12 protein-coding genes are annotated in these 12424 nt (G+C 73.6%); 4 read left to right on the top strand and 8 right to left on the bottom strand.

The window, feature by feature from the left end:
- Window positions 1–29: 29 nt before the first annotated feature.
- The 5 genes from MTP10_RS22985 to MTP10_RS23005 all read right to left on the bottom strand — a co-directional run bounded on the left by MTP10_RS22985 (window position 30) and on the right by MTP10_RS23005 (window position 4891).
- On the bottom strand, window positions 30–776 hold the full coding sequence (locus tag MTP10_RS22985) for an EI24 domain-containing protein (protein ID WP_310711647.1): 747 nt from the start codon (window positions 774–776) through the stop codon (window positions 30–32).
- A 10-nt stretch (window positions 777–786) separates the two neighbouring features.
- Window positions 787–1368 carry a nucleoside triphosphate pyrophosphatase gene (locus tag MTP10_RS22990; RefSeq protein ID WP_310711648.1) on the bottom strand — a complete coding sequence of 194 codons (582 nt, stop codon included), beginning with the start codon at window positions 1366–1368 and terminating at the stop codon, window positions 787–789.
- A gap of 16 nt (window positions 1369–1384) precedes the next feature.
- On the bottom strand, window positions 1385–1948 hold the full coding sequence (locus MTP10_RS22995; RefSeq protein WP_310711650.1) for a DUF937 domain-containing protein: 564 nt from the start codon (window positions 1946–1948) through the stop codon (window positions 1385–1387).
- A gap of 99 nt (window positions 1949–2047) precedes the next feature.
- On the bottom strand, window positions 2048–3976 hold the full coding sequence (gene ftsH / locus MTP10_RS23000) for an ATP-dependent zinc metalloprotease FtsH (protein ID WP_310711651.1): 1929 nt from the start codon (window positions 3974–3976) through the stop codon (window positions 2048–2050).
- A 36-nt stretch (window positions 3977–4012) separates the two neighbouring features.
- On the bottom strand, window positions 4013–4891 hold the full coding sequence (locus MTP10_RS23005; protein WP_310711652.1) for a hypothetical protein: 879 nt from the start codon (window positions 4889–4891) through the stop codon (window positions 4013–4015).
- 170 nt (window positions 4892–5061) lie between these two features.
- On the opposite strand from MTP10_RS23005, the gene MTP10_RS23010 reads away from it, so the two are divergent.
- Window positions 5062–6033 (top strand): DUF3616 domain-containing protein, encoded by a 972-nt coding sequence (locus tag MTP10_RS23010; RefSeq protein WP_310711653.1) that lies wholly within the window; start codon window positions 5062–5064, stop codon window positions 6031–6033.
- A 23-nt stretch (window positions 6034–6056) separates the two neighbouring features.
- On the opposite strand, the gene MTP10_RS23015 is transcribed toward MTP10_RS23010, so the two are convergent.
- Together MTP10_RS23015 and MTP10_RS23020 are read right to left on the bottom strand one after the other, a co-directional pair.
- A complete protein-coding gene (locus MTP10_RS23015) occupies window positions 6057–6746 on the bottom strand; it encodes an aminoacyl-tRNA hydrolase (protein ID WP_310711654.1) in 690 nt (229 codons plus the stop codon).
- Complete coding sequence (locus MTP10_RS23020) at window positions 6743–8008, bottom strand: MFS transporter (protein ID WP_310711655.1); 1266 nt, start codon at window positions 8006–8008, stop codon at window positions 6743–6745. The genes MTP10_RS23015 and MTP10_RS23020 overlap by 4 nt, the downstream gene beginning before the upstream one ends.
- A gap of 72 nt (window positions 8009–8080) precedes the next feature.
- On the opposite strand from MTP10_RS23020, the gene MTP10_RS23025 reads away from it, so the two are divergent.
- Both MTP10_RS23025 and MTP10_RS23030 read left to right on the top strand, forming a co-directional pair.
- On the top strand, window positions 8081–9031 hold the full coding sequence (locus MTP10_RS23025) for a helix-turn-helix domain-containing protein (RefSeq protein WP_310711656.1): 951 nt from the start codon (window positions 8081–8083) through the stop codon (window positions 9029–9031).
- Between the two features lie 160 nt (window positions 9032–9191).
- Window positions 9192–10499, top strand: coding sequence for an MFS transporter (locus MTP10_RS23030; RefSeq protein WP_310711657.1), 1308 nt, complete (start codon window positions 9192–9194; stop codon window positions 10497–10499).
- 6 nt (window positions 10500–10505) lie between these two features.
- Here MTP10_RS23030 and MTP10_RS23035 read toward each other — a convergent pair whose 3' ends face one another.
- Complete coding sequence (locus MTP10_RS23035; RefSeq protein ID WP_310711744.1) at window positions 10506–11399, bottom strand: LysR family transcriptional regulator; 894 nt, start codon at window positions 11397–11399, stop codon at window positions 10506–10508.
- An 80-nt stretch (window positions 11400–11479) separates the two neighbouring features.
- On the opposite strand from MTP10_RS23035, the gene MTP10_RS23040 reads away from it, so the two are divergent.
- Window positions 11480–12424 (top strand): reductase, encoded by a 945-nt coding sequence (locus tag MTP10_RS23040; RefSeq protein ID WP_310711658.1) that lies wholly within the window; start codon window positions 11480–11482, stop codon window positions 12422–12424.

The raw sequence follows: 12424 nt of genomic DNA on the forward strand, positions 1-12424 counted from the left end.
TGGACAGCGGCCGGCGCGTGACCCCCTGGTCAGGCCCGCGTCACGTCGCCCGCCGCGAGCTCCGTCCGTACCAGCAGGGCGGCGCCCGCCACCGCCGCGGGCATGGCCACCACCGCCACGAACGGCACCAGGAACAGCACGAACACCGCCACCCCGAACCCCAGGGACAGCCCCTTACGCCCTCTCAGCAGGGCGAAGCGCTGCTTGCGGGCGTACCCGCGGCGCTCCAGCGACAGCGTGGTCAGCTCCGCCGACAGGAAGAAGCCCGACACCGCCGCCCCCAGCACCGGCACCACCGTCTGCCCGACCACCGGGATGAAGCCCAGGAAGAACAGCGGCACGCTGAACACCAGCACCCAGCCCAGCGTCACCAGGCTGTCCCTGATGGACCGCGGCAGCGTGCGCCACCACGGCTGCTCCACCTCTCCGGACACCTCGTCCACGGCCGCCGAGAGCTTCTCGTAGAACGGCTCGCCGATGGCGAGGGTCACCGCCGTGAAGGTGATCACCGCCAGGGCGAGGCCGCCCAGGAAGAGCATCACCTGCACCATCACCCGGAACGCGTCGCGCCACGACCACGTGTCGGCGAACGGCGTCAGCCACTCGGCCAGGCCGGCGGCGTTGGTGCCGAGGTAGACGAGCCCGGCCACGTAGACGGCGAAGGCGATGAACGCGGGGATCAGCCCGAACAGCCACCACCGGCCGTGCCGGGCGACCCATCCCACACCCTGGAAGAAGAAGCCCACGCCCGCCAGGAAGTCGCGCACTGATCGCATGCCCGGCAGGCTAGCGCCAGAACGACGTCACCGCGTAGCCGAGATCCTCGAACAGCCGCCGGACCAGCGGCAGGGAGATGCCCAGCACGTTGCCGTGGTCGCCCTCGATGCTGTCGACGAACCAGCCGCCCCGGCCCTCGATGCTGAACGCCCCGGCCAGGCCGAGCGGCTCTCCGGTGGCGACGTAGGCGGCGACCTCCTCGTCGGTGGGCTGGCCGAAGCGGATGACGGTGGTGCCCACTTCGGCGACCTCCCGGCCGGCGGCCACGTCGATCACGCAGTGGCCGGTGACCAGGCGTCCCGTCCGGCCGCGCAGGATGCGCCACCGCTCGGCGGCCTCCTCCGCGGAGGCGGGCTTGCCGTACGGCCTGCCGTCGAGCTCCAGGATCGAGTCGCAGCCGATGACCAGCCCCTCGTCCAGCCCGCCCGCCACGGCCGCGGCCTTGGCCCTGGCCAGCTCCAGGGCGAGCGCGGCGGGCGAGTAGGCGGAGTACGCCTCCTCGTCGACCCCGCTGACGATCACCTTGGGGTCTAGCCCGGCGCTGCGCAGAAGAGCCAGGCGGGCGGGAGAGGCTGAGGCCAGAACGATCACTGTTCCAGCTTACCGGTCACCAGTCGACCTGCGGCCGGGGCCTGGTGCGGGCCCGGGGCGGCGCCGGAGGGCCGTAGACGCTGTCGAGCAGCCCCGCGACGAAGGCGGCCAGGTGAGCGGGCAGCGCGGCCTGCTCGCGGCGCAGGACGACGGCGACGTCCCGGGCGTCCATGTCCTGCTCGGCGGCATGACCGGCGAGCACGGACATGACCATGGGCGCGAGGAGCGGAAGGGTCTTCATGAGGACGGCCGGGTCGGCGCCCGCGAGACGGGCCAGCTCGACGGAGGCCTGTTCGGTGCCCTGCGCGCCGAGCACGTGGCCGAGGATGCTCTGGCCGTCGCGCGTGAGCGACGCTATGTCGCTGTTGAAGGGGTCGGCGTCGACATGGTCCTCCAGCGCGGCGCGCAGCGCCTCGGCCCCGTCGGGGTCGTAGGCGTTGCGGGCCATGCCGCCGACGATCGTGCCGGTCACCGCCTGGAGCACGGTGCGCGTCGTGGCCGTGCAGGCGCCGAGCATCCCGGCGAACTGCTCCAGGCCCGGGTCGCCGAGCCGGTCGAGGATCTCATCGGTCAGGGTCATGAGAGTCCCCCGTTCCTTCTGCGGAGGCGTTCCCCTGACCGGACCCGGCTACTGTCCCTTTTCTGTTAAGACTCGGAAAAACCAGCCCTGAACGGGCTACTAGCTCTCGATCGGCTGGCGCTCGCGGCCCACGCCCGCCGCCGCGTAGGCGTCGGCCTCGTCGAGCGTCTCGTGCTGCAGCAGCGCCGCGACGATGGCCTCCAGCTTGTCGCGGTTCTCCCGCAGCAGGTCGAGGGCCCGGATGTAGCACTCGTCCACGATGCGCCGCGCCTCCTCGTCCACCATCGCGAGCGTGGCGGGCGAGGCCTGGGGCTGCTGGCCGTCGGACGGCAGGATGGTCAGCGGGCCGACTTTCTCCGACATGCCCCAGCGGCCGACCATGCCGCGCGCGATCATGGTGACCTGCTCCAGGTCGTTCTCGGCGCCGGTGGTGACCACGCCGAAGATCACCTCCTCGGCGGCCATCCCGCCGAGCGCGCCGACGATGCGGCCGCGCAGGTACCGCTCGTCGTAGGCGTAGCGGTCGGTGTCGGGAGTGGACAGCGTGACGCCGAGCGCCCGCCCGCGCGGGATGATCGAGATCTTGCGCACGGGGTCGGCGCCGGGCTGGAGCATGCCCAGCAGGGCGTGGCCCGCCTCGTGGTAGGCGGTGCGGGTGCGCTCCTCCTCGGGCATCACGATGCTGCGCGCCGCGCCGAGCTGGAGCTTCTCCAGCGCGTCGGCGAAGTCGCCGCTGGTGACCTTCTCCTTGCCGCGCTTGGCGGCGAGCAGCGCCGCCTCGTTGACGAGGTTGGCCAGGTCGGCGCCGGTCATGCCGGGAGTGGTGCGGGCGATCTGGTCCAGGACCACCGTGCCGTCGAGCGGGACGCTCCGCGTGTGGACCTCCAGGATGGCGGTACGGCCGGCGGCGTCGGGCAGCCCCACCTGGACGGTCCGGTCGAAGCGGCCGGGCCGCAGCAGGGCGGCGTCGAGGATCTCGGGCCGGTTGGTGGCGCCGATGACGATCACGCCCTCGGCGCCGGAGAAGCCGTCCATCTCGGTGAGGATCTGGTTGAGCGTCTGCTCGCGCTCGTCGTGGCCGCCGATGCCGCCCGCGCCGCCGCGGGCCCGTCCGATGGCGTCGATCTCGTCGATGAACACGATCGACGGCGCGACCTTGCGCGCCTCCTCGAACAGGTCTCGCACGCGCGAGGCGCCCACACCGACGATCATCTCGATGAACTCGGAGGCGCTGGCGGAGAAGAACGGCACCTTGGCCTCGCCGGCCACGGCCCGCGCCAGCAGTGTCTTGCCCGTGCCGGGAGGGCCGGCGAGCAGCACGCCCTTGGGCAGCTTGGCGCCGAGCCGGCGGTACTTGCCGGGGTCCTTGAGGTAGTCGACGATCTCGACGAGCTCGTTCTCGACCTCGTCGATGCCGGCGACGTCGTCGAACGTGACCCGCACCTGACCGGCCTCGACCGGCTTGGCGGCCTTCGACTTGCCGAGCCCGCCGAGTCCGCCGCCGCCCATCATGCTGGCCCCCCGGCGCATGATGAAGATCCACAGACCGGCCAGGAGCAGGACGGGCAGCAGCGACAGCAGGAGGTTGAGGAAGAAGCCGCGGCCGCCGTTGATGGGCTCGGCCTTGATCTCCACGCCGGACGACTGGAGCTGCTGCGAGAGCTGGTCGGTGTCGGCGAAGGCGGGGATCTCGGTGCGGAACTGGGTGTAGGTCTGGTTGTCGCTGTCGGGGTCCTTGGCGGGGGTCCTCAGGTCACCCTCGACGGACAGGCCGGTGGCGTAGATCTCCTTGACGTTCTTCGCGGTCACCTGCTGGGTGAACTGCGTGTAGGAGACGGTCTCGACCTGGCTGTTGTCGAAGAACGACGACACCAGGAAGAAGGCTGCGTACACCACCAGAAGGGTGACGGCGAACCGCCACCAGTTGATCTTGGGCCGGCCCCCGGGCGTGCCCGGCAGGCCCTCGGCCCGCCATGGCGGCTTGGTCTTGCCCTTCTCGGGGGCCTGCGGCGTTCCAGAGCGTTCCACGGCGTCACTCCCCAAATCGCCGCATACATGATCCTTTTACCCTAGAACACGAACCCCGGAAATGACGCGGGTCACATCCCCCCATCGCTTCCGCTGCGTGTCGGGCACTGTCACGAACGCCAGGCCGGGCTTCCGCATTCCCCCGTCGAGCACGACCACCGCCGCACGGGAGCTGTGCCTGCCGTACTTCACCCGGTACATCAGCATCCAGCCGTTCCTGACCGGCTGGGAGGCGAGCCAGCTGATCGTGGCTCCCTCGGGGTGGTGGTTGAGCGTCCAGCGCGCGGCCAGCAGGGCGCTGTCGCGCGGCGCCTTCTGCGTCTCGATGGGCAGCGGGCACGTCACGAACATGCCGCGGGTGCCGGCGCCGCGCACCTTGGGGAGCACCTGCCGGGTCGTGAACGGGGCCGGGCCGGACAGCTTCCACGGCTTGCCGAGCCTCGGCAGCGCCAGGCCGGTGCGCCTGTCCTCGACCGGACGGCCGGCCGCCGCCTTGAGCCGGACCCTGACGGTCCTGGCGGGCAGCGCGGGGAGCCGGGCGTCGGCGTGCAGGGCCTCCATGGCCGTGTAGCCGGGGGCGAGCGAGGTGCCGGGCGTGGGTGCCGGCCGGCCGGTCGCCGCGAGGGGCGTCGTGGTGAGAGGCGTGGGGGCCGGAGCCGATGTGACGGAGCTCGCGGGGGCCGGCTCGGTGGGGGCCGAGACCGGGGACACCTCCGCGGAGGGGACACCGGACGAGAGGGGGCCGGACGGGAGAGGGCCCGACGAGAGGGGGCCGGACGAGGACGGCCGGGCCGATGGCGCGGTGATCGGCCCGGCGGCGACCTCGTCCGGCCCCTGCGGGAGCACGAAGACCACCCCCGCGGCGACGGCCGCCGCCGCGGCGAGGACGGCCAGCCCCCGGTACACGTCCCGCATCCGCAGATCGCCGATGCGGGAGCGCCTGGGCGGAGAGGCAGGGGGTCCCGAGCGCGCAACAGTAGTCACATCGGAACGCTTGGTCCCGTCATCCCCTTCGAGCACGACGGGAGCGTACGACATATCCCGCCATTCCGCTGGAGAAGCGACCGAAGTGAAATCATGGCCCCGTGGAACAGGTGGAGCTCCGATTCGACCCGGCCTCGCGCGAGGCCCGTACGCACACGAACCTCTCGGCGCTCCTGCAGGACGAGACCGGCCTCTGGGTGGCCGGCGACGAGACCGCGACCGTCGAGCACCTGGTGTGGACGGGCGAGCGGTACGCGGGACAGCGCACGTTCTTCCTGGCCGACTACGTGCCCCTGCCCGCGGGGCGGCACGACGAGGCCGACATCGAGGGCCTGGCCCGCGCCGACGGCCATCTGTGGGCCGTCGGCTCGCACAGCCTGAAGCGGCGGCGGGTCAAGTCCAAGGACCCGGCCAAGGCGGCCCGCCGGCTGGCCACGGTGGTCAGGGAGGAGAACCGGTTCGTCCTGGCCAGGCTGCCGCTGGACCCGGTCGCCAACGCCCCGCTGCCCGGCTCGGTCCTGTCGGGCGCCGACAACCTCGCGGCGCGGCTGACGGACGACCCGCACCTGGCGCCGTTCCTGGCGCTGCCCGGCAAGGACAACGGGCTGGACATCGAGGGCGTCGCGGTCGTGGGCGAGCGGGTGTACCTGGGCCTGCGCGGGCCGGTGCTGCGCGGCTGGGCGGTGGTGCTGGAGATCCGGCCGGTGGAGGCGGGCGACCAGCGGTTACGGCTGGACGGGCCGGTCCGCAAGCACTTCCTCGACCTCGGCGGCCTCGGGGTGCGCGACCTGGCCGTGGACGACGGCGACCTGCTGCTGCTCACCGGGCCGAGCATGAGCCTCGACGGGCCGGTGCGGGTGGTGCGCTGGCGGGTGCGGCACGCGGGCGACGTGGTGCCGGCGGACGAGCTGGAGACGGTCGCCGACCTGCCGTACGGGGTGGGCTGCGACCATCCGGAGGGCCTCGCGGTCCTCAGGGACGGGCGGCTCATGGTGGTCTACGACAGCCCGTCCCCCGCGCGGATCACGCCGGCCGGCGGGGTGCTGGCCGACGTCCACACCGTCCCCCGCTGAAGCCGCACCCGGACCAACCCCGGCTACGGCTGGGACACGCGCCCGTACAGCCACGGCGCCTCCGCCACGAACGTGCACGACCCGGGCTCGATCTCGGTGAACCCGGCGTCGCGGACCACAGGCAGCCCGGCGGCGACCAGGGCGGCGAAGTCGTCGCGGGCCGCCGTGCGGGCGCTCACCGTGAGGCCCCGCGCCCGCCAGGCGTCGCGCTCGGCGGGGCTGCTGGCCCACCAGGCGAGCTGGGCGGCGTGCCCGGCCTGGGCCATGGCCTTACCCGCCGACATGGACAGCCCGGGGTTGGCCCACAGGACCGGCGGCTCGACCGGCCGGAGTTCGCGGGTGTCGGTCAGCTCGGTGCCGGACACCTGGAGCCGCGCGAGGTCGCGCGGCCACGCGTCGAGCGGCACGGGAGGGTGGACGCGCACCTCGGCCGTGCGGTGCCCGACGGTACGGCCGGGCAGCGCCTCGGCCCTGCGCCACTCGGCGCCCCTGGCCCGGCGCACCACCTTGCGGATCCTGCCGGTGGACTGCCAGGCGTGCAGCTCGTCCGCCCACTCCCCCGGGTCGTCGAGCAGGCTCAGCACGGCCATCGCGGCCGCCTCCAACGCGTCGGTGCGCTCGGGGGGCGCGGCCCGCTCGATCCTGACGACGAGGGGCAGGACCATCAGGTCGGAGACGTTCGGATCGGAGTCGTTCGGATCGGAGTCGTTCATCGCCCCCTAGCATGCCGGATGGCCAGAGACATGCCGGTGGCGGCCAGGCACAGCAGCCCGGAGCCGTACCACGCGAGGTCGTAGGCGCCGAGGTGGTCCCGGGTCAGGCCGGCGGCGACGGCCGCGATGGCCGCGCCCACCTGGTGCGCGCCGAACACCCAGCCGAACACGATCGCGCCGTCGGCCCCGTAGACCTGCCGGCACAGCGCCACGGTCGGCGGCACGGTCGCCACCCAGTCGAGGCCGTAGAACACGATGAAGATCAGCATGCTCGGCTCGGTGGTCGCCGCGAACAGGCTCGGCAGCACCATCAGCGACAGCCCGCGCAGCCCGTAGTAGACGCCGAGCAGCACCCGGGGGTTCATCCGGTCGCTGAGCCACCCGGAGGCGATCGTGCCGGCGACGTCGAAGATCCCGATGACGGCGAGCAGGCCGGCCGCGGTGGGCTCGGCCATGCCATGGTCGTGCGCGGCGGGGATGAAGTGGGTGCCGACCAGGCCGTTCGTGCTGGCACCGCAGATCGCGAAGCCGCCCGCGAGCAGCCAGAACGGCCGGGTCCGCGCCGCCGACCGCAGCACCGACAGCGCCCGGAGCGCCGCGTTGCCCGCGGCCGGCCGGACGAGCGGGGCGCCGGGCTCGGCGCCCAGGGCGGTGGTGCCCACGTCCTCGGGCCGGTCGCGCAGCAGCCACCACACGAACGGCACCACCGCCAGGGCGGAGCCGGCCACGGTCAGCGAGGCCACCCGCCAGCCGGGCCCCTGCGCCAGGTGCGCCAGCACAGGCAGGAACACCAGCTGCCCGGTGGCGCCCGCGGCGGTGAGCACGCCGGTGACCAGGCCGCGGTGCCGGACGAACCAGCGGTCGGTGACGGTCGCGACGAAGACCAGCGCCATCGACCCGGTGCCGAGGCCGACGAGCACGCCCCACAGCAGCAGGAGCTGCCAGCTCGCCGTCATCAGGACGGTCAGGCCGCTGCCGGCGGCGACGAGCAGCATGGCCGCGGCCACGACGCGGCGCATGCCGAAGCGGTCCATGAGGGCGGCGGCGAAGGGCGCGGTCAGGCCGTAGAGCACCAGGTTGATCGACACGGCGAGCGAGATCGTGCCCTTGGTCCAGCCGAACTCCTGCTGGAGGGGGGTGATCAGCACGCCGGGGGTGGCGCGGAAACCGGCGGCGCCGAGAATCGCCACGAACGCGACGGCCGCGACGAACCACGCGCGGTGGAGCCCGCGCGTGCCGGCAGGGGTGGTGCTCAAGGTCATGGGCCCCATCCTGGAGGGACCCGCGCCATGGCCGCGAGTGGCCAGAAAGCCATCATGTGAAAGAATCGGGCCATGGCACACCGGGTGGCGGTCCTCGTTCTCAACCACTTCGCGCCGCTCGACCTCGGGGTCCCGGGGCAGGTGTTCTGGGCCGCGGAGACGGCGGCCGGGGAGAAGCTGTACGAGGTGGTGACCTGCTCGCCCGGCCGCCGGGCCGTACGGTGCAGCGCCGGCTACAGCGTCGTGCCCGACCACGACCTCGACGTGCTCGACACCGCCGACACGGTCGTGGTGCCGGGCATCCACGCCGGCCGGGCCATGAAGGACGGGACCATCACGGCCGAGCTGCGTGACGCGCTGCGCGGCCGGCCCCGCGTCATGTCCATCTGCACGGGCGCGTTCGTGCTGGCCGCGGCCGGGCTGCTGGACGGCCGGCCGGCGACCACCCACTGGCGGGAGGCGGCCCGGTTCGCGGCGCTGTTCCCCCGCGTGCGGCTGGACCCGTCCGTCCTGTACGTGGACGACGGCGACGTGCTGACCTCGGCCGGCGTGGCCGCCGGGATCGACCTGTGCCTGCACGTCGTGCGGCGCGACCACGGCAGCGAGGTGGCCAACCGCGCGGCCCGCCGCTGCGTCACCCCGCCGTGGCGGGAGGGCGGCCAGGCGCAGTACGTCGACCGGCCGCTGCCCGACGCCACGGGCAACGGCACCGCCGCCACCCGCTCCTGGATGCTCGGGAGCCTCGACGCCGATCTGCCCCTGGAGGCGCTGGCGGAGCACGCGCGGATGAGCGTGCGGACCTTCACCCGGCGCTTCCGCGAGGAGACGGGCATGAGCCCGGCCCGGTGGCTGGCCCGGCAGCGGGTCGAGCACGCCCGCAGGCTGCTGGAGACCACCGACCTGCCGGTGGAGGAGGTGGCGCGGCGCTCCGGGTTCGGCACGTCGGTGTCGCTGCGCCAGCACCTGCACGCCGCCGTCGGGGTCGCGCCCCTGGCCTACCGCCACACCTTCCGGCCCGCCTGAAAGGCGCCCGGAGCCTTCGCGGCCCGATGGCCGAAAATGAGCGGCGTGCCGCCAACCTGGAGGGATAGCCTCATCCGCGTGATCTCCCTCCGGATCGGCACGTACCGATCATCCCGGACCCGTCAGGCCACCGCCGAGCGCGACAGGCGGAGGATGATCGTTGCGGGTTGAGAAGCGGCAGGCGACCGGTTCCCTGTGGCGGGACCGCGACTTCCTGATCTTCTGGTGCGCGCAGACACTGTCGGTGGCCGGCGACTCCTTCGCGCTCATCGCCGTGCCCCTGCTCGTCCTGAACGTCACCGGGTCCGTCACGCAGATGGGCGTGCTCACCGGCGTGTCGGGCGCGGCGTCCGTGGCGGCCGGGGTGTTCGCGGGCGTGCTGGCCGACCGGTTCGACCGCCGCCGGCTGCTCGTCATCTGCGACGTCGTCCGGCTCGTCCTGTACGCGACGATCCCGGTGGTCTGGGCGTTCGGCGAGCACGTCTGGCTCCTGTACGCCCTGCTGCCGCCGGCCGCGGGCGTGGGCATGGTCTTCCAGGTCACGTACGTGGCCTCGGTCCGCAGTCTGGCCGGCGAGCAGCGCGTCACCGAGGCCAACGGCATGCTGTACGCCACGGCCGCCGCGGCGGGCATCCTCGGGCCCACCCTCGCGGGGGTGGTGGCCGGCCATCTGGGCGCGACCGCCGCGATCGCCATCAACGCCGCCAGCTTCGGCCTGTCCGCGCTCGGCGTCCTGCTGACCCGCGCCTCCCGCTACGCCGTGGAGCCGGCCGAGACCGCTGGGCTTGCCAGGACCCCCGGGACCGCCGGGACCGCCGGGACCGCCGGGACCGAGGAGGCCGGGACCGCGTCCGAGCGGCGGCCGTGGCGGGAGCTGCTGGCCGGGGCGGGGTTCCTCGTCCGGCAGCCGGTGCTGCGCACCCTGACCGTCCTGCTGTCGTTCTTCATCTTCATGACCCTCGGGCTGACGGACATCGTGATCTTCCGGCTCAAGCACGATCTCGGTCAGGCCGACTCGGTGGTGGGCCTCGTCCTCGGCGTGGGGGCGGCCGGCACGATGGTCGGCTCGATGCTGGTGGCGCGGGTGCGGCGCTCGCTCGGGTTCGGGCCGACGTGGATCGGGGCCCAGGTCGTGTCCGGGCTCGCCATCCTGGGACTCGGCCTCGCGGGCTCCGTGTGGGGCGTGGCCGCGATCATGGCGCTCTACCTGGCCTGTGTCAGCCTGGCGGGCATCTGCTCCATGTCGCTGCGGCAGCAGGTGACGCCCCCGCACCTGCTGGGCCGCGTCACGTCGGCGTTCTGGACGATCCACTTCTCGCTGGGCCCGGTGGGCGCGGCCGTTCTCGGCTGGGGCGCCGGGACGTACGGGGCGACGACGGTGTTCGTCTTCGCGGGCGCGTCCTGCCTGGTGCTGGCGCTGACCGCGCTGTTCACCCCCGTACGGCAGCGCCACCCCGAGCGCGCCTGACCCGGGTCAGCCCCGCCCCGCGGCCCGGAACAACAGCTTCACGAGATCCTCGACCGGGCCGGGGTCCGCCGCGCGCCGCGAGGTGACCACCCCCAGGTGACGGACCGGCCCCGGCGGCCGGATCGGTACGACGGCGACACCGTCGGCGGAGCGGTCCAGCGCGACCTCGGGGATCAGCGACACGCTCACGCCCGCGGCCACCAGCGCCTGGGCGAAGAAGTAGTCGCTGGTGCTCCCGGCGAACACCGGCTCGAACCCGGCCCCGGCGGCGTACCGGCGCAGGAACGCCTCCGTCTTCGTGCAGCCGAGCACCCACCGCTCGCCGGCCAGGTCGGCCAGGTCGACGGTCTCGCGGCCGGCCAGCCGGTGCCCCACCGGGAGGACCACCGACAGCGGGTCGTCCATCAGCGGCGTCCACTCCAGCGCCGGCCGGTCGCCGTGGACGAGCGGCAGCGGGCCGTCGAAGTGGTAGGCGAGGGCGAGATCGGCCACTCCTTCGCGCACGAGCGGCAGGCTGTCCTCCGGCTCGCGCTCCAGCACGTTCACCTCGACGTCGGGGTGGGCGGCCACGAACGCGGTGAGCGCCCCCGGCAGCAGGCGCCGGCCGCCGCTGCTGAAGGTGGCGACCGTCAGCCGGGGACGGCCGGCCGCGATCCGGTCGATGCGCTCCTGCGCGCTGCGCAGCTCGGCGAAGACCACCTCGGCCGCCTCGACGAGCAGGCGGCCCGACTCGGTGAGGACCACGCCGCGCGTGCTGCGCTCGACGACCGGCGCGCCGATCGAGCGTTCGAGGCCGGCGATCTGCTGCGACACCGCCGAGGGCGTGAACCTCAGCGCGGCGGCGGCCCTGCTGAAGCTGCCGTGCCGGGCCACCTCGCGCAGGACCCGGAGCCGCTGCACGTCGATCAACAGTTCTCCTAACGGCCTGGTAAGCGGATCGGCACTTCTGCTCACCGCCGCGTCCCGGCAGGCTCTGTGCCGTGAAGAGCGTATGCGTCATCGGCGGCAGCCGTTACTTCGGACTGCGCCTCCTCGAACGGCTCCGCGACGCGGGCGCCGCCGTCACGGTGGTCAACCGCGGCTCGGCCCCACCGCCTCCGGGCGTCGCGCACGTCGTCGCCGACCGCGACGACGAGCAGGCGCTGAGCGCCGCCCTCGGGGCGCGGACGTTCGACGTGGTGGTGGACCAGGTCTGCTACACGCCGCCGCAGGCGGCGGTCGCGCGGCGGGTCTTCGGGGGACGCACGCCCCGGTACGTCATGACCTCCACCATGGAGGTGTACGACCCGGCCACGTCCGGACTGGTCACCCCCGCCCCACCGGGCGTCCTCGTGCCGGAGAGCGCGCTGGACCCGTCCTCGTGGCCGGCGGACGGTGGTCCGGCGGCGCCTCGCGGCTCCCGGCTGCCCGCCGGGGCCGTCCGGTACGCCGAGGACAAGCGGCGGGCCGAGGCGGTGCTGGCCCGGGAGAGCCCGTTCGCGTTCCTCGCGGTGCGCGCCGCCCACGTGCTCGGCCTACGGGCGCACGACTTCACCGGCCGGCTCCGGCACTACGCCGAGCGGATCCTCGCCGGCCGGCCCGTCGCGGTCCACCGCGACCCGTTCCGCACCTCCTTCACCAACGACGAGGAGATGGCCGGGCTGCTGGCCTGGGCGGCGTCCACGGACCACACCGGAGCGCTCAACGCCTGCTCCCACGGGCCGCTCGGGGTGACCGAGCTGTGCGACGCCGTCGCGGCCCGGACCGGCCGGACGCCGGTGTACCGCGTGGTGAGCCCCGGCGAGGAGGCGTCGCCGTTCTCCTTCGACCGCCACTACGCCATGGACAACGGGCTGGCCTCCCGGCACGGCTTCGCGTTCACGACCACCGCCGACTGGCTTCCCGAGGCCGTCGCCACGACCCTCCACGACCTGAAGGCGGCCTGA

The sequence above is a fragment of the Nonomuraea sp. 3-1Str genome (assembly GCF_031570565.1).
Classification (GTDB): domain Bacteria; phylum Actinomycetota; class Actinomycetes; order Streptosporangiales; family Streptosporangiaceae; genus Nonomuraea.